A 23,590-nucleotide genomic window follows, 5' to 3' on the forward strand; every position below is an offset into this window, starting at 1 on the left:
GGGCGCGGAAAGCGGTGCTGTCCCCGCGCGAGGTGGAGTCCGGCCTGGCGGCCGTGCCGTACTCCCTGCGTCATGCGGGCGTGTCCCTCTGGATCAAGTCCGGGGTCGACCCGGCAGAGGCCGCCGCTCGCGCCGGCCACAGCATCGCTGTTCTCCACCGCTTCTACGCGAAGATCCTCAAGGGCGGTCAGAAGCACTCCAACGACCTGATCTCTCGTGCTCTCGACGAGGGGAGCGAGCCCTGATCCTGGCCCACAGATGGCCCATACGCACTGGTCAAAGGTGGGAGACGGGCGAGAAAGAGTGAGACAGGTTGCATGCAGAAGGGGTGCCCCATGAGCGGGGGCACCCCTTCTGACCTGCGGTGTCTATGACCTGTGCGGAGGCGGTGGGATTTGAACCCACGGTGACATCGCTGCCACGACGGTTTTCAAGACCGTTCCCTTCGGCCGCTCGGGCACGCCTCCCCGCGCCGCCCACCAGGGGCGGAGCGGCTACAGCCTACCGGCCCCGCAGCGTGGACGGGTGCCGTGTCCGGGCGGCGTCCGGGGTGGGAGCGGGCCCAGTGGCCGCGGGGCGTGGGGCCCTGCCGTGCCGGGCTCGGGCCCCCGCCGCCCCACCGGGTCAGCTGACGCGGTGGGCGACGCCCAGGTCTCGGTGCAGGCGCTCAGGGGCGGGTCAGCTGTCACCCATGCGGGCGCCCACGTCGCGATGCAGGCACCCAGGGGCGGGTCAGCTGTCGCCGCTGCGGGCGCCCAGGGTCAGCTGGACGGTGTGGCTCTTGCCACCGCGTTCGTAGGTGAGGGTGACCTTGTCGCCGGGCTGGTGGGTCCAGATCTCGCCGATCAGGGTGGGGCCGGAGTCGATCACGTGGTCGTCGAGCTGGGTGATGACGTCCCCGGGCTTGAGGCCGGCCTGGGCGGCGGGGCCGCCGGGCTCGACGGCTGCCGAGCCGCCGGCGCCCTGGTCGGTGATCTTCGCGCCGTCGGAGGTGTCCTCCAGGGAGACCGAGGCGCCGATCTTGGCGTAGACGGGCTTGCCCGTTTTGATCAGCTGCTGGGCGACGTACTTGGCCTGGTTGATCGGGATGGCGAAGCCGAGGCCGATCGAGCCGGACTGGCCGGTGCCGCCCAGGCCTCCGCTGCTGGTGGACTGGATGGCGGAGTTGATGCCGATGACGTTGCCCCGGGCGTCGAGGAGGGGACCTCCGGAGTTGCCCGGGTTGATCGACGCGTCCGTCTGCAGCGCGCTCATGTAGGAGGCCTGGCTGCCGCGGCCGTCACTGGAGGCGACGGGGCGGTTCTTGGCGGAGATGATGCCCGTCGTCACCGTGTTGGACAGGCCGAAGGGGGCGCCGATCGCGATCGTGGTGTCGCCGACCGCCACCTCGTCGGAGTTGCCGAGGGGGAGCGGCTTGAGGTCCGACGGCGCGTTCTTGAGCTTGATGACCGCGACGTCGTAGCCCTGGGCGTGGCCGACCACCTCGGCGTCGTACTTCTTGCCGTTGGGAAAGGTCGCCGTCAGGGTGCCGCCGTCGACGGCGTCCGCGACCACGTGGTTGTTGGTGACGATGTGGCCCTGGGTGTCGAACACGAAGCCGGTGCCGGTGCCGCCCTCGCCGTTGGTGGACTCGGCCTGGATGGTGACCGTGCTCGGCAGGGCCTTCGCGGCGACGGAGGCGACCGTGCCGGGGTCGCGCTTGACGTCGCCGCCGCTGGTGGAGGCGGACACGGTCGTCGAGCCGCTGCCGTCGTTGCCCTTGGCCAGCTGGTAGCCGATGCCGCCGCCCACTCCGCCGGCGACCAGCGCGGCCACCAGGACGGCCGCGACGAGTCCGCCCCGGCCGGGCTTCTTCGGTGCGGGCTGCTGCTGGTACGTCGCGCCCCAGCCCGCGCCGGAGCCGGCGCCGCCGTCGGCGTACCCGGGGTGGGTGGGGGGCGGCGGGGGCGGCCATCCGGCGTGCGGGGCGGAGGCTGACGCGGGAGCCGCACCCGGAGCCGAGGGATCCTCGGCGGGGTACTGCGCGTCGGCGCCGCCCTGGGCCGGCGCGTACGGCGCGGCCGGGTGGGCGGGCTGGGACGGCTGCTCCTGGTGACTCGCGGGGACGGCCGGCGACTGGGCGGTCGCGGCACCGCTCTCCGGTGCGGGCTGCGGGGCGTGCTCAGGGGCGGCGGGCTGCGAGGGAGTTGCGGGAGATGCCACCGGCACAGGGGGTGCAGACGGGGCCGGGGGTACCTCGGTGCCCTCGTTCTCGGTGCTCACAGCTCTTCTCCTCGATCCACGGCTGTCGTTGCTGTCGTTGCTGTCGTCGTCCGTCGCACTCGGCGACGGACGTTCGCGTTGCTGCCCGTCCCGGGGCACGGTCGCTGTGCGAGTGCTCGGGCATGCCGTCGCCGGATGCTCGCCGGCGGCATGTGTATGCCGTCAGCTTTTCCCACGGGCCGTCAGAGCACCATAAGCCGTGCCTGTGGGTCCGCGGCCACTCTTTATAGAGGAAATTTCCGGCAAACTGGACACACTCGCGGAGTGTCGCCGCCGTGTACCGGCTCCTCGATCCGACACCTACCCCGTCACGGTGGCACCATGACGCGGTGACCGACGCACGACAGCACCACATCCAGGTCGTCGCCCACCGCGGCGCCTCCGAGGACGCCCCCGAACACACCCTCGCCGCCTATCGGAAGGCGATGGAGGACGGGGCGGACGCCCTGGAATGCGACGTGCGGCTGACCGCGGACGGCCACCTCGTGTGTGTGCACGACCGCCGCGTCAACCGTACGTCCAACGGCCGCGGAGCGGTCTCGGCGCTGGAGCTCGCCGACCTCGCCGCGCTCGACTTCGGCTCCTGGAAGACACGCGAGGCCTGGCGCGGCCGGGACGAGGAGCCCGACTGGGAGCACCCGCCCGAGGACCTGGAGGCGACGTCCGTCCTCACCCTGGAGCGGCTCCTGGAGCTCGTCGCCGACTCCGGGCGCCGCGTGGAGCTGGCCATCGAGACCAAGCACCCCACCCGCTGGGCGGGCCAGGTCGAGGAACGGCTGTTGCTCCTGCTGAAGCGGTTCGGGCTGGATTCCCCGGCCTCGGCCGCCGAGTCCCCGGTGCGGATCATGAGCTTCTCGGCGCGGTCCCTGCACCGCGTGCGGACCGCCTCGCCGACACTGCCGACGGTGTACCTGATGCAGTTCGTCTCGCCGCGGCTGCGCGACGGCCGGCTGCCGGTCGGCGTCCGGATCGCGGGCCCCTCGATCCGGATCGTGCGCAACCACCCGGCGTACGTGGAGCGCCTGAAGAAGGCCGGCCACCGGGTCCACGTATGGACCGTGAACGATGCCGAGGACGTGGACCTCTGCGCCGACCTGGGCGTCGACGCCATCATCACCAACCGCCCGCGCGCGGTGCTGCAGCGGCTGGGCCGCTGAGCGGCGCCGTCCGCGGACGACGCCCGCAGGCGGGGGCCGCCACGGGCCCGCACCGTGGACGGCCACCGCGTGACGGCGCCCCGGTGCGGCCCACCGGGAACGCCGCACGGTACACCGGCACGCCGGGACCGGGGCCCGGGGGCGGGAAGAGGCGGCTCTGGACCACTGAAGGCGACGGTCCGATCACGGGGAGTGCTCCGGCGCGTTCGGAAGGGGGGCGATCGGGGCGAGTGCGTCACCGGAAGAGGATTGGCCGGTTTCCGGTACAGGCCAATGGGGCATCCACACGGTGGCGTGGGGCGAAGGAGGTCTCGGGGGTGGCGTTGGTGGTGGCACAGGAGGTGCCCACGTCGTCGAGCATGGCCGTACCCCATGGCCCTGCGGGCGTGGGCGAGGCACGGCATCGGATGCGCGAGCAGCTGCGCGGGAACGGCGTGGCGGAATCGGTCGTCGACGACGCGGTGCTGATCCTTTCCGAGCTCTTGAGCAATGCGTGCAAACACGGCCGTCCGCTGGGCGACGCCTTCGCCGGGGACGGCGACGTGCGGGCCGCCTGGCGCGTGGACCCGACCGGCAGGCTCGTCGTCGAGGTGACCGACGGCGGCGGTCCGACCCGTCCGGCCCCGGCCACCCCGTCGGTGACCGCGCACGGCGGACGCGGGCTCAGCATCGTGACGGCGCTGGCCGACGACTGGGGCGTACGGGACGACGTCCACGGCGAGGTCACGGTGTGGGTCGTCGTCCACGAGGACGTGCACGACCCGGACGCCGGGCAGCGGCGCCACGACTTCGCCGCCCGGGTGGCGGCACCGTCCGTGGCGGCGATGCCGGACCTGGGCTTCGCCGACGCGTTCGACACCCTCGACTGAGCCGGCCGACGGCGCGGGACGGCGAGCCCCTCGCCCGGGTTCGCGGCGGACGGCGTGCCCGGGCGCGCACCGGTGGACGGCCGCGCCCGCCGGCGAGGGCCGAGCGTCCGCCGTTCCCGGCGTCGCCCCGGCGGGCGCCGTGCGGGTCCGCGGCCGTCCACCGTCCGAGCGTCGTCCACAGGTTCCCGTCGGCCATGGCCTGAACGGCTAGGCTCGCGCCGTATCAGACGAGCCGTAACCGGGAGACACGCACGATGGCCAAGAAGCGACCCCAGACGAAGGGCAAGCGCCCGCAGATCACGGATGGAGAGATCCCGGTCGTCGGCGCCCGCGAGCCCTGCCCCTGCGGCAGCGGACGGCGCTACAAGGCCTGCCACGGACGGGCCGCCGCGCAGGCCGCGACCGAGCTGGTGCAGCGTCCCTTCGAGGGGCTGCCGGGCGAGTGCGACTGGGTGGCGCTGCGCGAGCTGGTCCCGGCCGCCACGGTCGAGCTGACCCTGAAGGACGGCCTGCCGGAGGGCGTTCCGTCCGTGACGCTGGCCACCGTGCTGCCGATGGCCTGGCCCGCGCTGCGACGCGACGACGGCTCGGTCCTGATCGGCCTGCAGAACGACACGGCGTCCGGCGACATCAGCCGCGACCTCGCCGACACCCTGCGGCGCGCCCTGGAGGCGGAACCGGGCAGCCCGGTGCAGGGCCGCCGCGCCCCGGCCGACGGGCCGCGGCTGCAGGACGTGCTCGCCGCCGACGCCGCGTTCGAGCCGGTCGTCCACAGTGGCTTCGAGTTCTGGGTGCCGGACGCGGAGAACGCCACGCCGGACGTGGCCGCCTCCCTGGAACGGGCCAACGCCGCGGCCATCCCGACCGCGCGGCTGACCGGCGTCGACTCGGCGTACTGGTGCCGGACCCCGGAGAAGAACCACCTGCGCTGGGTCATGCCGCACCCGGAGGAGCAGCTTCTGGACGCCTTGGCGCGGCTGCACGCGGCGGGCACGTCGAGCCTCGGTGAGGGCACCCGCCTGGTGGGATCCTTCCGCGCCCACGGTCTGATCGTGCCGGTCTGGGACCTGCCCGTCTCGGTCGGCGCCGACGACATCGAGAAGCCGGCGGCCGAGTTCGCCGAGCGCCTCACCGGTGCCCTGGCCGTGGACGCGCCGCTGACCGCGGAGGAGCGCCGCGCCCGCGGCGGCCTCACCAACCGCCAGGTCACTCTCAGCTGACGCGCCGGGAACGTCTCGTCCGGGCTGACCGGCCGGTCAGCCCGTTCCGGCGCCCCGGAAGGGGTGACACCTGTCACAACTCCCCTCGGTTTCAGGGGAGTCGGTGTCCGAAGAGGCCCTGTCCGGCCGTGCGGGACGGTGTCCGAATCGGCGAGGGCGACAGGAGATCGAATTTGCCTGGGGCCGATCTCTTGTTACCGTTCGAGTAGCCCGGTTGCTGGTGCATCCCCCGTCGCCAGCAACCGGGTCTTTTTTCTTGCCCACCTGGGTGTACAGAGCACCGCCCGGCGTCAATTACCCGTGTGCACCGGGGAATTGCTCCCCGACCGCAACAGCAGCGGCCCGCCCCCGCCCGCCCGGGCGAACTCAGCGACCGCCGTGTACGCGTCCATCGCGCCCCGCGTCCGCTCCCTGGGCGTCTCGCACGTCCCCGGCTCGTCCTCGGCACCGATCCGGCAGTGCATCTGCATCGTGCGCCTCTGCGGCCCCATGAGGCTCAGGACGGCCTCCAGGTCGCGTCCGGTGGCGTTGCGGTAGTAGGTGCGCGCCCAGGTCTCCTCGCCCTGCGCCAGCACGCAGGTCTGAGCCTCGATGCCGCCGGGCGTGGAGAGTTCGGGGCCGCAGCGCGCGGCGGTGGCCACGCCCAGGCCGAGCAGCAGGGGCGAGCCTGCGGGCCGGGCGGCAGGGGCCTTCGCGTCGCCGTCTCCGGTGGCCGGACCGGGCCCGGAGGAGGACCCGCCCCGGTCACCGGGAGCCGGACCGCTGCGGTCGTCGCGACTTCCGGCGGCGGAACCGTCCTGGTCGCCCCGGCCGTCGGAGGTCCTGCCGCCCCGGTCGCCGTGGGCGACGTCGCGCGCCGCGGCGGGCACGACCGTGCGCCCCTCGCCCTCGGGCTGCCCCGCGGAGGCCACGGCCAGCGGCAGGGCGACGGCGCAGACCGCGAGGCCCGCGAGGGCGAGGAGACGAAGGTTCATGGCAAGGGAAGATAACGAGGCGAGGCACGGGAGCCGTTCCACGCGCGCCGGACACCCTTACAACTCGGGCGCGCTCACACCCGTACGAGTGAGGGCCTCGACCACCGCGTCCACCACGGCCGCCACGTCGGGCACCCACGGCGAGGCCGAGCCCGGCAGCGGCGCGCGTTCCCAGCGGACGGCGCCCCGGCCGGTCTCGGACGGGGGCAGCGCGATGTAGCCGCCCTCTCCGTGGAAGCGGAGGGAACCGGGCACGAAGTCCTTGGCGTACAGCAGTTCGCCCAACTGCTCCAGCGAGTAGGGGCGGACCAGGATCGACCAGCGCGCGGGCGAGGCGACGACCGGGCCCAGGCGCACCCCCATGCGGTCGAGCGCGGCGAGGGCGCGGGCGGCCGGCAGGGCGGGCAGGCTGACCGCGCAGGGCGCGCGGCCTCCCCCGCTCGCGGCGCCGCCCGGGCCGGAGGCACCCCCGGTGGCCAGGATGATCGGCGCCGCGGGCCGGTTGGTCCACCACCAGCGCACCATCCGCTCGTCGGTGGTGGCGGCGAGAAGGCCGGGCTCGAAGGGATGGGCACCGGGCACGGTGCACTCGGGGTCGGGGCAGTCGCAGCGGGAGCGCCCCTGCGGGTCGGCCGCCACGCCCGGGAGCACGGGCCACCGCCACTCCGTCGCGAAGGTCAGGGCCGCGCTGATCAACTCAGGGCTGCCGTCCTTCCGCCGGGACAGACGCCTGCGTCGCCTTCCGAGGATCTCGCGCATGAGCGCTCGTTCCTTTCCGTTGCACGCCTGGCAACACCGTGGGCCACATCACACCATGTGTCGATCACTTCACTGTGCGTATCTGCTGGCGCATCACTCCCCGTGCGCATGGCAGGGGGATCCCCTCGCGGGTGGAGCGTCGGCGGCTCCCGCAGCCGCTCCGTCCCTAGTGCGTCTAGCTCAAGCATGGGCATGGCGTGGGGTGGCGAAGTATGGCGTTTTGCCGTCCCGCGTATTTCTCTCCGCCTCCACCACGAGAGGATGGGGCACGGTCGTCGGTGGATAGGACGCCCGGTCCGGTCACCAGGTTCCAGGTGGCCCCAACCACCCCTGGCCCTTACCGAGTACGTACCCATCACGACCGCAGTGACGCTCTGTGGAGCGAGCCCAGTCGACCGCAATCACCCGTTACCCGAGGCAGTTTTAGGCCAACTTCACTATTCCGCAAGGGGTTACCCGCGGAAGCCGTCAAAAGCATCCCGGCCCCCACGGACACCAGGAATCCCCGCAGGACAATGCTGGACATCCCCTCACGAGTGCGTGTACATGTGGAGACACTGCTAGCGGCGCAGAATGACATGGGGGTTTTGCGATGCTTTTGAGCAATCCGCACCGGTCGGAAAGCCGGACGCCATGAACGCCCCTCACCCTTCCAAAGTGGCCGGAATCGACTCAACGGTTCCCGCGCCCGCCCACACTGTCGCGCCCGCGCACGCAGGCTCCCCGGTCCCCCCGCCGCACGCCCCCGGCGCCCTGCTCCAGGACCGCCTCGCCGGCTGGGTCTCGGACCTCACGACCCTCCACGAACTCACCGAGCGCCTCGCCCGCACGGCCGACCTCGACGAGGGGCTGAAGGAGCTGCTGGGAGCGGGGGCCGCGCTCGTCGGCGCCCGCCGCGGACTCGTCGTGCTGGAGCCGGCCGACGGTCTCGGCCCCGACACCACGATCGGCCTCGGCCTCGGCCGTGCCGACCTCGGCCACATCGAGACCGTGCCGCGCAACGCCCTGTCCTACGGCCGCATCCTGGACGGCCTGCCCGGCTGCGACGGCGCCGTGGCCGAGCCGGACCTGCTCGCCGAGGACGGCCTGGACCCGCGCCACCGCGAGGTCGCCGCCCGCCTCGGCTACGCGGCCAGCTACGCCCTCCCCCTGGCCACCGAGGCCGACGGCCGGCTCGGCGCCGCCGTGTGGCTCTACGACGAGCCCGCCGAGCCCGACGAACGCCGGCAGCACCTGATCGGCCTGTACGCCCGTTACGCCGCCGAGCACCTCGCGCGCCTGCTGGAGGTGGAGCGCACGCGCGCGTCCATGGCCACCATGAGCGAGGAACTGCTGCCCTCCCGGCTGCCGCGGGTCTCCGGCGTGCAACTCGCCGTACGGCACCGCACCGGTCCGCGCGGCGGCGGCGACTGGTACGACGCGCTGCCGCTGCCGGACGCCGCGCTGGGCCTGGCCGTCGGCTCGGTCACGGGCTCCGGGCCGAGCGCCGTCGCCGCGATGGGCCGGCTGCGGGCGTCGCTGCGCGCGTACGCCGTCATGGAGGGCGAGGACCCGGTCGCCGTCCTGTCCGACCTGGAGCTGCTGCTGCGCCTGACCGAGCCCGCCCGCTCGGCCACCGCGCTGTTCGCCTACTGCGAGCCGGCCCTGCGCAAGATCACCCTGGCGGGGGCCGGGCACTGCCCGCCACTGCTCGTGGGCGAGCACCGGACCGAGTTCGTGGAGACCTCGGTCTCCGCCCCGCTCGGCATGCTCGCCTGCTGGGAGGCGCCCAGCGTGGAGCTCACCGCAGAACCCGGGGAAACGGTGCTGCTGTACTCCGACGGCCTGCTGCACCGCACCGGTGACGCCGTCGACCGGGCCTTCTCCCGGCTGCACGCCGCGGCTGCCGGTGTCCCCCGGTCCCTGCGGCACGATCCGGACGCGATCGCCGAGCACGTGCTGCGCACGGTCCTGCCGGACGGGCTGGACGCGGCCGACTCCGAGGAGGACGTGGTGCTGCTGGCGGCGCGCTTCGAGTAGCCGTCCGGTGCCGTGGAGTAGCGCGCCGGTGTAACAGGTCCTTCACGCCTGGGCCCCCTTACATGCGACCGTACGATGAAGGGACCCCCTGCTCGCGCGAAGCCGGGAGCAGGGGGAGGGTCCAGTGCCGTATCCAAGGAGGATGACCGTGGCGGAAGAGCTCCCGGAGACCCCGGAGACCTCTGAAGAAGAGCCCCTCAAGCAGCGCAAGAACGGCCTCTACCCGGGCGTCTCCGACGAGCTGGCGGCGAGCATGCAGTCCGGCTGGGCGGACACCGAGCTGCGGGACCTGGAGCCGATCGCTCAGGCCGCCGAGACCGCCGCGCGCCGCGCGGCGCTGTCCGCCCGCTTCCCGGGCGAGCGGATCGTCGTCCCCGCGGGGAACCTGAAGACCCGCTCCAACGACACGGAGTACCCCTTCCGCGCCTCCGTCGAGTACGCCTACCTCACCGGCAACCAGACCGAGGACGGCGTCCTCGTCCTGGAGCCGAAGGGTGAGGGCCACCGGGCGACGATCTACCTCCTGCCCCGCTCCGACCGGGATAACGGCGAGTTCTGGCTGTCCGGCCAGGGCGAGCTGTGGGTCGGCCGCCGCCACTCCCTCACGGAGGCGGAGAAGCTGTACGGCATCCCGGCCTCCGACGTGCGCGAGCTCGCCGACGCGCTGCGCGAGGCGACCGGCCCGGTCCGCGTGGTGCGCGGCTACGACGCCGGCATCGAGGCCGCGCTGACCGACAAGGTCACCGCCGAGCGGGACGAGGAGCTGCGCGTCGTCCTCTCCGAGATGCGCCTGGTCAAGGACGGCTTCGAGGTCGGCGAGCTGCAGAAGGCCGTCGACTCCACCGTGCGCGGCTTCGAGGACGTCGTGAAGGTCCTCGACAAGGCCGAGGCGACCAGCGAGCGCTACGTCGAGGGCACGTTCTTCCTGCGCGCGCGCGTCGAGGGCAACGACGTCGGCTACGGCACCATCGCCGCCGCCGGCCCGCACGCCTGCACCCTGCACTGGGTGCGCAACGACGGTCCCGTGCGCTCCGGTGACCTGCTGCTGCTCGACGCCGGCGTGGAGACGCACACCTACTACACCGCCGACGTCACGCGCACGCTGCCGGTCGACGGCCGCTTCAGCGAGATCCAGAAGAAGATCTACGACGCCGTGTACGACGCGCAGGAGGCCGGCATCGCGGCGGTGAAGCCGGGTGCCAAGTACCGCGACTTCCACGACGCCGCGCAGCGCGTGCTCACCGAGCGGCTCGTCCGGTGGGGGCTGGTCGAGGGACCGGTCGAGCGGGTGCTGGAGCTGGGCCTGCAGCGCCGGTGGACGCTGCACGGCACCGGGCACATGCTCGGCATGGACGTCCACGACTGCGCCGCCGCGCGGACCGAGAGCTACGTGGAGGGCGTCCTGGAGCCGGGGATGTGCCTGACCGTCGAGCCGGGCCTGTACTTCCAGGCCGACGACCTGACGGTTCCGGAGGAGTACCGGGGCATCGGCGTCCGGATCGAGGACGACATCCTCGTCACGGAGGACGGCAACCGAAACCTGTCGGCCGCGCTGCCCCGGCGGTCGGACGAGGTCGAGGCCTGGATGGCCTCGCTCAAGGGCTGACACCGAGCCGACGGCCGGGTGCCCCTGGGGGTGCCCGGCCGTCGTCGTGGTCCGCGGCGACCGCCGCGGGCCGGTCGCGTGTCCCCGCGCCGCCCGCGCGGCGCGGTCACCGAGGGGGGACGGGTGAACGACTTCCTGAGCGGCTGCGGTGTCGATCTGCACCTGGACGCCGACGCCCGCGACGGGCGGCGAGCCGGACTGGAACGGGCCCTGCGCGGCGCCGTGCGCGACGGCCGGCTGGCGCCCGGTGCACGACTGCCCGCGACACGGCGACTGGCGGAGGAGCTGGGGCTGGCGCGGAACACCGTGAAGGCCGCCTACGACCAGCTCGTCGCCGAGGGCTATCTGACCGCTCGGCAGGGATCGGGAACGCGGGTCGCCCCCCTGCCCGCGATCGACGCCGCGGCGCCCGGAGCGGCGCCACGCGCGCGTGCCCCGCGCTTCGACCTGCGGCCCGGCAGCCCGGACGTCGCGGCGTTCCCGGCGGCGGCCTGGCTGCGGGCACTGCGCCGGGCCGTCGCGGCGGCCCCCTCACGGGCGTACGACTACGGCGATCCGCGCGGGCGCGTCGAACTGCGACAGGCGCTGTCGGCGTACCTCGGGCGTGCGCGGGGCGTCGTCGCGCCCCCGGAGCGGATCGTCGTCACCTCCGGGTACGTGCAGGGGCTGGCCCTGCTGACGCGGGTCCTGGACGGTGCCGCCGTCGCCCTGGAGGACCCGGGGCTGCCCTTCCACCGGGAGGTGGTGCGGCGCAACGGAGCGAGGGTGGTGCCGGTACCGGTCGACGGTCGGGGTGCCCGCGCCGACGCCCTGGCCGACGCCTCGGCCGTCGTCGTGACGCCGGCGCACCAGTACCCGACCGGTGTGACCCTGCACCCCGAGCGGCGGCGGGCGCTGACCGACTGGGCACGCGCGCGGGGCGGGCTGGTCGTCGAGGACGACTACGACGGGGAGTTCCGCTACGACCGGCAGCCCGTGGGGGCGCTGCAGGGCATGGCGCCGGACCGGGTGGCGTACCTGGGGACCGCGTCCAAGACCCTCGGCCCCGGGCTGCGGCTGGGCTGGATGGTGCTGCCGCCGCACCTGGTCGACGCGGTCGCCGACGCCAAGCTGCACAGCGACCATCACACCGAGACGATCGGCCAGTTGGCGCTCGCGGAGCTGATCGACAGCCATGCCTACGACCGGCACGTGCGCGCGTGCCGGCTGCGCTACCGGCGCCGCCGGGACCAGTTGCTGGAACGGCTGGGCGGCCGGCGGGGCGTGCGAGGGGTCGCGGCCGGTCTGCACGCGCTGGTGGAGGTCGCCGACGAGCGGGACGTGCTGGCGCGGGCGGAGGCGGAAGGGCTGGCGGTGGGGTCCCTCGGGGAGCACTGGCACGCCCCCGGCGCATGCCGCACGGGTGACGGGGGCGCGGGTGGCGCCGACCGGCCTCAGGGCATCGTCGTCGGGTACGGCACGCCCGGGGAGGGGGCGTATCCGGAGGCGCTGCGGGTGCTGGCGTCGGTGCTGGAGGGCGACTGACGTCGCGGGCACCGGGGGCGTGTGGGGGTGGTCGGCTCCGGCGGCTCGTCCCGGCCGGCACGTCGGCTCGGGCGGCACGGCGGGGCGCGGTCGCGGCCGGTGGGCCCGGGGTGTCCTGCCGGCGTGGCCGCCGTGCTCGTACGGAGTGCCGCACGGGACGGAACGGCGCGCCGGCGCCGTGCGGTGGACGGCCCGTGTGCGGGTCCGCGCGGCGGGCGCGCCGGCCTACACCGCCATGAGCGGGGCGCCCTCACGCCATTTGAGGATCTTGTCGAAGCACACGACCGCGCCGCCGCGGCCCGGCCGGGTGCCGATGTGGACGTGGTCGGTGAGCTGGCGGATGAGGTGGAGGCCCCGGCCGTGCTCGTCGTCCTCGTGCGCGGGGTGCGCGAGGGGGGTCCCCCCGGGCCGTGCGGTGTCGGTGGCCCGGGAGAGGTCGGGCGGGGCGAAACCCGGGCCGGAGTCGGTGACTTCGATGCGGCACTTCTCGCCGTCGAGATAGGCGGTGACGTGATAGGCGCCCGGGAGGCCGCCGGGCGCGGTGCCTCCGCCGTGCTCGACGGCGTTGGCGCAGGCCTCGCTGAGGGCGACGGAGATGTCGTAGGAGATGTCGGGGTCGACGCCCGCGGTCTCCATGGCGCCGAGCAGCAGGCGCCGGGCCAGCGGCACGCTCGCGGCGTCGCGCCGCAGACGGAGTGACCACCAGATGCTCATGCTCCAGCCTCCTGGCCGCGGCTCGACATACCGTTACGTATTGCCGCGCACAGCTTGCCGTAAGCCCGGATTCGACGTGATCCCGCCCATATGGGGGATGCGTCGAGGGCGGCAATCGGTGTATGTGAGACTGAGAGCATCAGGCGGGCACCAGCCGTGGCAGAACATGATCTACCGCTCCAACGGCACCTTGTGGACCTGCCGCCGGGACGCGGGGCGGGCAGTGGGATGATGGGGCCCGCCATGACTGCCCCCCACTCGCGTCCCCGCCCGCGTCCGGCACGCGCCGGGCGCGATCTGCGACTGCTGCGGGCCGCGGTGTTCTCCGCGGTCTGCGTCGCGCTGGCCGCCTCGGGGCACGTGCTCGCCTCCTGCGCCACGGTCCCGCTGTGGGCGCTGGGCGCGGGTTTCCTGGGGGCACTGGTGGTCGTGGTGCCGCTCACCGGGCGCGCCCGGTCGCTGCCCGGGATCGCGGCGCTGCTCGCGGTCGGGCAGATCCTGCTGCACACGGTGTTCGGGCTGAGCCAGCACACCGCCGGCACGTCGAGCGCCGCGACCGGTTCCGTCTCCGACGGCTCGCTGGTCGCGCAGGCCGCACGGCTGGTGTGCGGGGCCACCGCGTCGAGCATCACCCCGCTCCGGGCCCAGCAGATCCTGGCCGACGCGCACATCGCTCCGATCGGCTCCGCGCACCGTCCCGCGGGCGCCGTGTCCACGGCCGCGGGCTGCATGTCGTCGCTGCTGCCGTCCCTGCCGATGCTGCTCGGCCACGTCCTCGCCGCCGTCGCCGCCGGCTGGTTGCTGCGCCGCGGCGACCTGGCCGTGCTGCGCTTGGCCGACCTCGCGGCGCTGTCGGCGCACGAGGTCGCCGACGGAGCGCTCGTGCGGTCCCTGCGCGCGGCGCTCGCCCTGGTGCGGGCCCTGCTCGCCGGGCTGCCGGCCGCGCCCCAGCACGGGCCGCGCCTGCCGCGCACCGCGCTGCTCCCGCCGCGGATACGGGCCACGGCGGAACTCCAGCACTCGGTGATCCGGCGCGGCCCGCCGGCCGCCGTGTTCGCCCTCGCCGCCTGACGCGACGCGACCACCCCGCTCCGAGAGAGCGCCCGAGAACTCCGAAGAGGACTCCAGGGTGACGGCCGCCGCGCGGCGGCCGTCACCCCACCGACTCGGTCGGACTCGAACTCACTCGAAGTGGAGTACTGCCTTCCATGAAGGTTTCCCGTATCGCCGCCTCCGGCGCCCTGGCCGCCACCGCCGTCCTCGCGCTGTCCTCCCCCGCCCTCGCGCACGTCTCCGTGCGTCCGGAGGGGACGGCAGCCAAGGGCGGCTACGCGGTCGTCGACTTCAAGGTGCCCAACGAGCGCGACAACGCCTCGACGACCAAGCTGGAGGTGACCTTCCCGACCGACCACCCGCTGGCCTCGGTGATGCCCGAGCCGATCGACGGATGGAAGATCGACGTCACCAGGTCCCTGCTCGCCGAGCCGCTGGAGATGCACGGCAAGAAGATCACCGAAGCGGTCTCCAAGGTGACCTGGACCGCGACCGGCCAGGGCATCGCTTCCGGCTTCTTCCAGAAGTTCCCCCTCTCCGTCGGCACGCTCCCCGAGGACGCCGACCAGCTCGTGTTCAAGGCGGTCCAGACGTACTCCAACAAGGAGGTCGTCCGCTGGATCGAGGTGCCGCAGGAGGGCCAGGACGAGCCGGAGCACCCGGCGCCCGTGCTGACGCTGTCCGCAGCCGAGGACGAGCACGCGCACGCCGCCGCCGGCGCGGAGAAGGCCTCCGACGCCACCGCGAACACCGCCTCGACCACCGCGGCCGACGGTGACGGCACCGACACCACCGCCCGCGTCCTGGGCGTCGTGGGCATCGTCGTCGGCGTGGCGGGCGTGGCCTTCGGCGTCCTCGCCGGCCGCCGCCGCAGCGCCGCCTGACACCCGCCCGTCCGCGGCACGCGCAGGGGCGTACCGGCCTCCGGCGCCCCTGCGCGTGCCGGCTCTCACCTCCATGGGACATTTCGCTATGCGCAAGAAGACGTTCGCCGCGGCAGCGCTGTTCGCCGCCGCGGCCCTCACCCTCTCCGCCTGCGGCAACGGCGACGACCCCTCCGGCCCCATCACCGTGGTCTCGGAGGAATCCGCCTCGGACAAGGCCGTGACCGTCCTCGACAAGCCGTTCGAGAAGCCGGACCTGGTGCTGACCGACACCCACGGCAAGACCTACGACTTCCGCAAGGAGACCAAGGGCAGGCCGACCCTGGTCTACTTCGGCTACACCCACTGCCCCGACGTGTGCCCCCTGACGATGAACAACCTCGCCGTCGCCAAGAGCAAGCTGCCCCGGGCTGAGCAGGACGAGCTGCGGATCGTGTTCGTCACCACCGACCCCGAACGCGACACCCCCGCCGCGCTCGGCTCCTGGCTCAAGGGCATCGACCCCCAGGTGATCGGCCTCACCGGCGACTTCGCCACCGTCCAGGCCGGCGCCCGCACCCTGGGCATCAGCATCGAGCCGCCGCACAAGGACAAGAACGGCAAGATCGTCTCCACCCACGGCACCCAGGTCATCGCCTTCTCGCCGAAGACGGACGCCGGCTACCTCGTGTACGGCAAGGACGCCACGGTCGACGACTACACCGCGGACCTTCCCGAGATCGTCAAGGGGGAGACTCCGTGAGGCGCACCGTCCTGTCCCTGTCGTCCACCGTCTCCGCCGCAGTCCTGGCCGGGGCGCTCCTGCTCACGGGCTGCGGATCCGGCGACGACGCACCCGAGCTTGCGGTCAGCGCCGCCTACATGCCGCAGCCGGTCTCCGACATGGCCGCCGGCTTCCTGACGATCACCAACGACGGCGGCACCGCGGACAAGCTGACGTCCGTCACCAGCGACGCAGCCGGCAGTGTCACCCTCCACCGGACCGTGGGCACGTCGATGCAGGAGGCTGCCTCCCTCGACGTTCCCGCGCACGGCAGGCTCGTCTTCAAGAGCGGCGGCAACCATCTGATGTTCGAGATGCTCAAGCGCAAGCCGAAGCAGGGCGACACGGTCGACGTCGAGCTGCACTTCGCCGAGTCCGGCACCGTGAAGGTCGCGATACCGGTCGAGTCGGCGACGTACCAGCCGGCCACCGGACACTGAGGGAGGGGACCGCCGTGACCCGGACCATCGCCCCCCGCCTGCGCACCCTGGTGCTGCTGCTCCTGGCCGTCGCGGGCGCCCTGCTCGCCGGTGCCGCGCCCGCCTCCGCGCACGCGGCGCTCACCGGCAGCGACCCCGCGCAGGGGGCGGTGGTCGACCGGGCTCCCGACCAGGTCAACCTCACCTTCTCCGAGAAGGTGGCCCTCAACGACGACTCCCTGCGCGTCCTCGACCCGCAGGGCGCACGCGTCGACAAGGGCGACCCCGCGGAGGTCAGCGGCACCACCTACGCCGTCCAACTGCGCGGCGGGCTGCCCGACGGCACGTACACGGTGGCCTTCCAGGTGGTCTCCGCCGACAGCCACCCCGTCTCCGGCGCCTACACCTTCTCCGTGGGCGCCCCCTCCGCGACCACCGTGGCCCTCGGCGGGCAGGAGGCGGGCGGAGGCCTGGTCGGCGGGCTCTACGGCCTCGGGCGGTACGTGTCCTACGCCGGGTTCGTCGTCCTGGTCGGCGGCGCCGCCTTCGTGCTCGCCTGCTGGCCGGGCGGCTGCGGGGTACGGGCCGTGCAGCGGCTCGTGGTCGCCGGGTGGCTCGCGCTCACCGCCGCCACGCTGGGACTGCTCCTCCTGCGGGGCTCCTACACCACCTCCGGCAAGGCCTCCGACATCCTCGACCTCGACCTGCTCGGCCAGGTGCTCCAGACCAAGACGGGCGCGGCGCTGGTCTCCCGGCTGCTGCTGCTCGGCGCGGCGGCGCTGTTCATCGCCGTGCTCTTCGGGGCGTGGGAGAAACGGGAGGGCGCCGAGAAGCGGGACCCGGCCCTCGGGCTCGCACTCGGCGGATCCGTCGTGGCCGTCGGGATCGCCGCGAGCTGGGCCATGTCCGAGCACGCCTCGACCGGGCTCCAGCCGGGCGTCGCCATGCCCGTGGACGTCGTCCACCTGCTCGCGGTCGCCGCCTGGCTCGGCGGACTCACCGCGCTCCTCGTGGGGCTGTACGGCGCGCCCGCCGGCACCCCGGTGACCGCCTCGGCCGTGCGCCGCTTCTCCACGATCGCCTTCGCCAGCGTCGTCGCCCTGGTCGCCACCGGCGCCTACCAGTCGTGGCGACAGCTCGGCTCCTGGTCGGCGCTGACCGGCACCGGCTACGGGCAACTGCTCCTGGTCAAGGTCGGGCTCGTCGCCCTGCTCGTCGGGATCGCCTCGATCTCCCGCCGGTGGACCGCCCGGCTGACGGACACGGCCGACGCCGCGGCGACCCGGCGCACCCCCCGGGCGCAACCGGTCACCGCACCCACCGACGCCGCGTCACCGGCCCGGGGAGGCGGCGAACCGGCGAGCGGGTCCGGTGGCGCGGGCGCGGACGGCACCGGGGAACAGCCGGGCACCGCTGCGCAGGACGCGGGCAGGGGTACGGAGGCGGCAGGAGCCGGCACCGAGGACCCGGATGCCGGGGCGGCGGACGGCGGCGCGGGTGCCCCCGGCTCCGCCCGTGCCGCCCAGCTCGCCCGGCAGCGCGCCGCGGTGGCCGCGGCACGGCGGAAGCGGGAACGGGACGCCGACTCCGAACGGTTCGGACTGCGGCGCTCCGTACTCGCCGAGGCCGGCGTCGCCGTGATCCTGCTCGCGGTGACCACGGCGCTGACCCAGACCGAACCGGGACGCACCGAGGAGGCCGCCAGGGCTGCCGCCGCGTCCGGTGTGTCCGCGGGGTCCGCCGCGTCCGCCACGGGTGCGCTGACCCTGGACATGTCCTTCGACACCGGCGGCCCGGACGGCAAGGGCGTCGTCAGCGTCGACCTCGACCCGGCGCGGACGGGCACGAACGAGCTGCACGTCTACGTCACCCACCCCGACGGCCGCGCCTACGACATTCCCGAGGTGAGGATCGCCTTCAGCCTTGAGGCGAAGGACCTCGGGCCGCTGCCCGTCGTTCCCGACCACATCACCGCCGGACACTGGTCGGCGAGCGGCATACAGATTCCCGTGGCAGGCGACTGGAAGGTCGCCGTGACCGTGCGGACTTCCGACATCGACCAGGTGACCGTCTCCAAGAACGCGCAGATCGGCTGAACACCACCATGACCGACCAGTCCGTACCGAAGGCCCGCACCTCCGCTGACGACAACATCGGCCGGCCCCGCACCGCGGACGGCATCTCCCGGCGGACCCTGCTCGGCACCGCCGGCGCCACCGGGCTCGTGCTCGGCGCGGCCGGCGCCGCCGCGGGCTACGCCGCCGCCCCCGCGCAGGCCACCCCCCTCAGCTCCCTGGGCGCGGGCCGCGCGATGTTTCACGGGAAACATCAGCCCGGCATCACCGAGGGCCTCCAGGCCCGCGGCCACCTCATCGCCTTCGACCTGACCGCCGGAGCGAGCCGCAAGGAGGCCGCCGCACTGCTGCGCCGCTGGTCGCAGACGGCGGAACGGCTGATGGCGGGCGAGCCGGCGGCGCACGGCGACACGGACGTCGCCCGTGACGCCGGACCGTCCTCGCTGACCGTCACCTTCGGCTTCGGCCGCAGCTTCTTCACCCGGACCGGGCTGGAGCAGCAGCGTCCGGACGCGCTCGCCCCGCTGCCGGAGTTCTCCTCCGACCGGCTCGACAAGGCCCGCAGCAACGGCGACCTGTGGGTGCAGATCGGTGCCGACGACGCGCTCGTCGCCTTCCACGCCCTGCGCGCCCTCCAGAAGGACGCCGGCAGCGCGGCCCGGGTGCGCTGGCAGATGAACGGCTTCAACCGGTCGCCGGGAGCCACCGCCCACCCGATGACCGCCCGCAACCTCATGGGGCAGATCGACGGCACGCGCAATCCGAAGCCGGACGCCCCCGACTTCGACCGGCAGATCTTCGTCCCGGACGGCGGCCGGCCCTCCTGGATGGCGAACGGCTCCTACGCCGTCGTACGCCGGATCCGGATGCTCCTCGACGACTGGGAGCAGCTGTCGGTCACCGAGCAGGAGGACGTCATCGGGCGCCGCAAGTCCGACGGGGCGCCCCTGTCGGGCGGCACCGAAGCCACGGCCATGGACCTGGACAGGACCGACAAGGCCGGCGACCTCGTCGTGCCCGTCAACGCCCACGCCCGCGTCACCCGCCCCGACCAGAACGGCGGGGCGGCGATGCTGCGCCGACCGTTCTCGTACCACGACGGCATCGCCGCCGACGGGGTACCGGACGCGGGGCTGCTGTTCATCTGCTGGCAGGCCGATCCGTTGCGCGGTTTCGTCCCCGTGCAGCGCAAGCTGGACCGCGGCGACGCCCTGTCGCAGTTCGTCCGGCACGAGGCGAGCGGGCTGTTCGCGGTGCCGGGTGGGGCGGCGCAGGGGGAGTACGTGGGGCAGCGGCTGCTGGAGGGGTGAGCGACGGGCGGTGCCGGTGCTTCTCCTGCGGGACGCCGACACCGTCCCGCAGGCGCAACCGCCCTGCGCGTGGGCCTGCGTGTGAGCCTGCGGAAAAGGGCGTCGGCGTGGTGCTTGCGCAAGCGGCATCGCCCGTTTGCGCGGTCTTCCGGGTTTCAAACCACCCGGTCGAGTGGCATCCGTGAGACGCCCGGGCCGTGGCAGCCCAGGCCCATTAGGGTGAAGCCATGCCAGCGAGCTATGCCTACCTCGGCCCCGAGGGCACCTTCACCGAAGTCGCCCTGCGCACCCTTCCGGAGGCGGCGACCCGGGAGCTGATCCCGTACGTGTCCGTGCAGTCCGCGCTGGACGCGGTCCGTGCGGGCGAGGCCGAGGCCGCGTTCGTGCCGATCGAGAACTCCGTCGAGGGCGGCATCACCACCACCCTGGACGAGCTGGTCGCCGGCGCACCGCTGATGATCTACCGCGAGGTGCTGCTGTCGATCACCTTCGCGCTGCTGGTCCGGCCCGGCACGCAGCTGTCGGACATCAAGACGGTCTCCGCCCACCCGGCCGCGCAGCCGCAGGTACGCAACTGGCTGCGCGGCCACCTCCCCGACGCCGTGTGGGAGTCGGCCGCCTCCAACGCGGACGCCGCGCGGCTGGTCCAGGAGGGCCGCTACGACGCCGCCTTCGCGGGCGAGTTCGCCGCCGCGCGGTACGGGCTGGAGGCCCTGGAGACGGGCATCCACGACGCCGAGAACGCGCAGACCCGGTTCGTGCTGGTGGGCCGTCCGGCCCGGCCCGCGGCTCCGAGCGGGGCGGACAAGACCTCCGTCGTGCTGTGGCAGCGCGACGACCACCCCGGCGGTCTGCGCGACCTGCTGGGAGAGTTCGCGACGCGCGGCATCAACCTGATGCTGCTGCAGTCCCGCCCGACCGGGGCCGGGATCGGCAACTACTGCTTCTGCATCGACGCCGAGGGCCACATCTCCGACCGCCGGGTGGCGGAGGCGCTGATGGGGCTGAAGCGGATCTGCCTCCAGGTGCGCTACCTCGGCTCGTATCCGCGCGCGGACGTGGAGCCGGGCCATGAGCAGACGCCGCGGCCGGGGACGTCGGACGCGGAGTTCGTGTCGGCGGCGGACTGGGTCGCACGATGCCAGGACGGGCGTTTCTAGCCACCTGCGCCAGTCCTACCTGCCTATCTTCGTTATCCACAGGAGTTATCCACAGGGAGCCATCTCGACCTGGGGACAAGTCGACTCGGAGGCATGACCGAGTCGACAAATCGGCCCCCGGGTACCCGATGCGGCCTCTGCCCCCACAGGTCACCATTCGTCCACCTGTTTCCTTTGAACAATCCTTTGGAGCGAACACTTTCCACTCGAAAGTGCGGACAAAAGAGGTTTACCCCGGGAATCCTCAGGTGCGAACCTGATCACGGAGTGATCGATTCCGAAGTCCACAGATCTTGCTCACAGCCTGTGGATAACTTCCGGACGGTGATCGAACTCTGTGGACAACGACGCCTCCGCCGAGCCTCCAAGTCCCGCTTCCCCCAAGGAAATCGAGTCAACGCACCGCCGCGCGCGTGCCCCGTCCCAGGGAGTGAGACACTTTCCCTTGACACGTTCGGCAATTCCGTCATAACGGAATGTATCGTCCCATTCGGTATGCCCCGACATAGTGAGTCGTGGGCCGCGACCGCGCACCGGTAGCCTTGACCGCGTGATTGACCTTCGCCTGCTCCGTGAGGACCCCGACCGAGTGCGCGCATCACAGCGCGCCCGTGGAGAGGACGTCGCGCTCGTCGACTCCCTCCTGTCTGCCGACGAGCGGCGCAGGTCCTCCGGCGTCCGCTTCGACGAGCTGCGTGCCGAGCAGAAGGCACTGGGCAAGCAGATCCCCAAGGCCTCCGCCGACGAGAAGGCCGAGCTCCTCAAGCGCGCCGAGCAGCTGAAGGCCGACGTGAAGGCCGCCGACGCCGAGCGCGACGCCGCCGACGCCGAGACCCAGGGGCTGCTGATCCAGCTCGGCAACCTCGTCCACCCCGACGTCCCCGTCGGCGGCGAGGAGGACTTCGTCACGCTGGAGACGCACGGCACCGTCCGCGACTTCTCCACCGAGGGCTTCGAGCCCAGGGACCACCTGGAGCTCGGCCATCTGCTGGGCGCCATCGACGTCGAGCGCGGCGCGAAGGTGTCGGGCTCCCGCTTCTACTTCCTCACCGGCGTGGGCGCCCTGCTGGAGCTCGCGCTGGTGAACGCGGCGATGGCCCAGGCGACGGCCGCCGGCTTCACCCCGATGCTCACGCCGGCGCTGGTGCGCCCGCAGTCGATGGCCGGCACCGGCTTCCTCGGCCAGGCCTCCCAGGACGTCTACCACCTCGACAAGGACGACCTGTACCTGGTCGGCACCTCCGAGGTGGCGCTGGCGGCCTACCACATGGACGAGATCATCGACGCCGAGAAGCTGCCGCTGCGCTACGCGGGCTTCTCCCCCTGCTTCCGCCGCGAGGCCGGCTCGCACGGCAAGGACACCCGCGGCATCTTCCGCGTCCACCAGTTCGACAAGGTGGAGATGTTCTCCTACGTCTCCCCGGAGGAGTCGCGGGAGGAGCACCGCAGGCTGCTGGAGTGGGAGAAGCAGTGGCTGACGTCGCTGGAGCTGCCGTTCCGCGTGATCGACGTCGCCTCCGCCGACCTCGGCGCCTCGGCGTCCCGCAAGTTCGACTGCGAGGCCTGGATCCCGACCCAGGGCAAGTACCGCGAGCTGACGTCGACCTCGGACTGCACCGAGTTCCAGTCGCGCCGCCTGTCCATCCGGGTCCGTGAGGGCAAGTCGGTCAAGCCGCTCGCCACCCTCAACGGCACGCTCTGCGCCGTACCGCGCACGATCGTGGCCATCCTGGAGAACCACCAGCAGGCCGACGGCTCCGTCCGCGTCCCCGAGGTGCTGCGTCCCTACCTCGGGGGCCGGAAGGTCCTGGAGCCGGTGGCCAGGTGAGCACCGGCCTCTCCTACCGGCTGATCGCCACCGACCTCGACGGAACGCTGCTGCGCTCCGACGGGTCGGTGTCGCAGCGCACCCGTGAGGCGCTCGCCGCGGCCACCGCGGCGGGTGCCGCCCACATCGTCGTCACCGGCCGCGCCGTCCCCTGGACCCGGCACGTCCTCGACGACCTCGGCTACCGCGGGCTCGCGGTCTGCGGTCAGGGAGCCCAGGTCTACGACGCCGGCGAGCACCGCCTGCTGACATCCGTGACGCTCGACCGCCAGCTGGCCGGGGTGGCCCTGGCGAAGATCGAGGCGGAGGTCGGCCCGCTGTACCTGGCCGCGAGCCGGGACGGACTGGAGGGCGAGGTGCTGGTCGGTCCGGGCTACGCGGTGCAGGGCAGGCTCACCGCGACGCCGTTCACGGACGCCTCGGATCTGTGGACCGCCCCGCTGAACAAGATCTACATACAGCATCCCGAGCTGTCCGACGACGAGCTGGCCGAGGCCGCCCGCCGTGCCGCGGGCGGCTTCGTCGGCGTCGTCATGGCGGGCGCGGGCATCGTGGAGCTGCTGCCTCTGGGCCTGTCGAAGGCGACGGGGCTGTCACTGGCGGCCCGCCGGCTGGGTGTGAGGGCCGCGGAGACGATCGCCTTCGGCGACATGCCCAACGACATCCCGATGTTCGCCTGGTCGTCCCACGGCGTGGCCATGGCCAACGCCCACGAGGAACTGAAGTCGGTCGCCGACGAGGTGACGTCCTCCCACGAGGACGACGGCATCGCGGTGGTGCTGGAGCGCCTGTTGGGCTGAGGCACGCACCGGGGCACCGCGGCCGGGACGGCTCGCGGCTCGGCGCCGCCGGGGAAGCCGGGACGGGCCGGCTCGGCCGCGGGAAGTGCGGGACGGGCGTGGCCGCAGGCGGGCCGGCGACCCCGCCCGCGCGCGGCTGTCGGGGCGGGCCCGGACCGTCACGGGCGTCACGGGGCGCGGGCCCCGGAAGGGCG

The 23,590-nt window shown here is 73.2% G+C and carries 20 protein-coding genes and 1 tRNA gene; 16 read left to right on the forward strand and 5 right to left on the reverse strand.

Going from position 1 to position 23,590, the window contains the following annotated elements:
* The first annotated feature begins 14 nt into the window (after positions 1-14).
* Positions 15-245, forward strand: coding sequence for a site-specific integrase (locus JS756_RS37515; RefSeq protein WP_275892647.1), 231 nt, complete (start codon positions 15-17; stop codon positions 243-245).
* Positions 246-380: 135 nt separating this feature from the next.
* Here the strand turns inward: JS756_RS37515 and JS756_RS03670 are convergent.
* Together JS756_RS03670 and JS756_RS03675 are read right to left on the reverse strand one after the other, a co-directional pair.
* Positions 381-467: transfer RNA gene (locus tag JS756_RS03670), tRNA-Ser, on the reverse strand.
* A 265-nt stretch (positions 468-732) separates the two neighbouring features.
* Complete coding sequence (locus JS756_RS03675) at positions 733-2,262, reverse strand: S1C family serine protease (protein WP_205381443.1); 1,530 nt, start codon at positions 2,260-2,262, stop codon at positions 733-735.
* Between the two features lie 329 nt (positions 2,263-2,591).
* Here JS756_RS03675 and JS756_RS03680 point away from each other — a divergent pair, with 329 nt between their 5' ends.
* From JS756_RS03680 to JS756_RS03690, 3 genes are all read left to right on the forward strand, one after another.
* A complete protein-coding gene (locus JS756_RS03680; protein ID WP_205381444.1) occupies positions 2,592-3,419 on the forward strand; it encodes a glycerophosphodiester phosphodiesterase in 828 nt (275 codons plus the stop codon).
* Between the two features lie 230 nt (positions 3,420-3,649).
* Positions 3,650-4,288 (forward strand): ATP-binding protein, encoded by a 639-nt coding sequence (locus JS756_RS03685; protein ID WP_205381445.1) that lies wholly within the window; start codon positions 3,650-3,652, stop codon positions 4,286-4,288.
* A gap of 254 nt (positions 4,289-4,542) precedes the next feature.
* Positions 4,543-5,508 (forward strand): DUF5926 family protein, encoded by a 966-nt coding sequence (locus JS756_RS03690; RefSeq protein ID WP_205381446.1) that lies wholly within the window; start codon positions 4,543-4,545, stop codon positions 5,506-5,508.
* A gap of 290 nt (positions 5,509-5,798) precedes the next feature.
* Here JS756_RS03690 and JS756_RS03695 read toward each other — a convergent pair whose 3' ends face one another.
* Both JS756_RS03695 and JS756_RS03700 read right to left on the reverse strand, forming a co-directional pair.
* Entirely contained in the window at positions 5,799-6,482 is a 684-nt protein-coding gene (locus tag JS756_RS03695; RefSeq protein WP_205381447.1) for a hypothetical protein, read from the reverse strand.
* 57 nt (positions 6,483-6,539) lie between these two features.
* Entirely contained in the window at positions 6,540-7,241 is a 702-nt protein-coding gene (locus JS756_RS03700) for a bifunctional DNA primase/polymerase (RefSeq protein ID WP_205381448.1), read from the reverse strand.
* A gap of 633 nt (positions 7,242-7,874) precedes the next feature.
* Between JS756_RS03700 and JS756_RS03705 the strand changes: the two genes are divergently transcribed.
* The 3 genes from JS756_RS03705 (at position 7,875) to pdxR (ending at position 12,390) form a co-directional block, all read left to right on the forward strand.
* Entirely contained in the window at positions 7,875-9,260 is a 1,386-nt protein-coding gene (locus JS756_RS03705; protein ID WP_205381449.1) for a PP2C family protein-serine/threonine phosphatase, read from the forward strand.
* Positions 9,261-9,402: 142 nt separating this feature from the next.
* Positions 9,403-10,866 (forward strand): aminopeptidase P family protein, encoded by a 1,464-nt coding sequence (locus JS756_RS03710; protein ID WP_205381450.1) that lies wholly within the window; start codon positions 9,403-9,405, stop codon positions 10,864-10,866.
* A gap of 123 nt (positions 10,867-10,989) precedes the next feature.
* Positions 10,990-12,390, forward strand: a complete 1,401-nt coding sequence (gene pdxR / locus JS756_RS03715; protein WP_205381451.1) for a MocR-like pyridoxine biosynthesis transcription factor PdxR — start codon at positions 10,990-10,992, stop codon at positions 12,388-12,390.
* Positions 12,391-12,615: 225 nt separating this feature from the next.
* Here the strand turns inward: pdxR and JS756_RS03720 are convergent, their stop codons facing one another.
* The gene (locus JS756_RS03720) at positions 12,616-13,104 is read right to left on the reverse strand and encodes an ATP-binding protein (protein ID WP_205381452.1); all 489 of its coding nucleotides are present in this window, start codon (positions 13,102-13,104) and stop codon (positions 12,616-12,618) included.
* Between the two features lie 243 nt (positions 13,105-13,347).
* Between JS756_RS03720 and JS756_RS03725 the strand changes: the two genes are divergently transcribed.
* From JS756_RS03725 to JS756_RS03765, 9 genes are all read left to right on the forward strand, one after another.
* On the forward strand, positions 13,348-14,175 hold the full coding sequence (locus JS756_RS03725; protein WP_205381453.1) for a hypothetical protein: 828 nt from the start codon (positions 13,348-13,350) through the stop codon (positions 14,173-14,175).
* A 137-nt stretch (positions 14,176-14,312) separates the two neighbouring features.
* Positions 14,313-15,041: a YcnI family copper-binding membrane protein gene (locus tag JS756_RS03730; RefSeq protein WP_205381454.1), complete on the forward strand. Its 729-nt coding sequence runs from the start codon at positions 14,313-14,315 to the stop codon at positions 15,039-15,041.
* Between the two features lie 88 nt (positions 15,042-15,129).
* Complete coding sequence (locus JS756_RS03735) at positions 15,130-15,783, forward strand: SCO family protein (RefSeq protein ID WP_205381700.1); 654 nt, start codon at positions 15,130-15,132, stop codon at positions 15,781-15,783.
* A complete protein-coding gene (locus JS756_RS03740) occupies positions 15,780-16,244 on the forward strand; it encodes a copper chaperone PCu(A)C (RefSeq protein WP_307790293.1) in 465 nt (154 codons plus the stop codon). Before JS756_RS03735 ends, JS756_RS03740 begins: the two co-directional genes overlap by 4 nt.
* 14 nt (positions 16,245-16,258) lie before the next feature.
* A complete protein-coding gene (locus tag JS756_RS03745) occupies positions 16,259-18,319 on the forward strand; it encodes a copper resistance CopC/CopD family protein (protein WP_205381455.1) in 2,061 nt (686 codons plus the stop codon).
* A gap of 8 nt (positions 18,320-18,327) precedes the next feature.
* A complete protein-coding gene (gene efeB / locus JS756_RS03750; protein ID WP_205381456.1) occupies positions 18,328-19,608 on the forward strand; it encodes an iron uptake transporter deferrochelatase/peroxidase subunit in 1,281 nt (426 codons plus the stop codon).
* A 227-nt stretch (positions 19,609-19,835) separates the two neighbouring features.
* Positions 19,836-20,768, forward strand: coding sequence for a prephenate dehydratase (gene pheA / locus JS756_RS03755; protein WP_205381457.1), 933 nt, complete (start codon positions 19,836-19,838; stop codon positions 20,766-20,768).
* Positions 20,769-21,318: 550 nt separating this feature from the next.
* Complete coding sequence (gene serS / locus JS756_RS03760; protein ID WP_205381458.1) at positions 21,319-22,596, forward strand: serine--tRNA ligase; 1,278 nt, start codon at positions 21,319-21,321, stop codon at positions 22,594-22,596.
* Positions 22,593-23,396: an HAD family hydrolase gene (locus tag JS756_RS03765; RefSeq protein ID WP_205381459.1), complete on the forward strand. Its 804-nt coding sequence runs from the start codon at positions 22,593-22,595 to the stop codon at positions 23,394-23,396. Before serS ends, JS756_RS03765 begins: the two co-directional genes overlap by 4 nt.
* Positions 23,397-23,590 lie beyond the last annotated feature (194 nt).

It is taken from the genome of Streptomyces actuosus, assembly GCF_016921115.1.
GTDB classification, from domain to species: domain Bacteria; phylum Actinomycetota; class Actinomycetes; order Streptomycetales; family Streptomycetaceae; genus Streptomyces; species Streptomyces actuosus_A.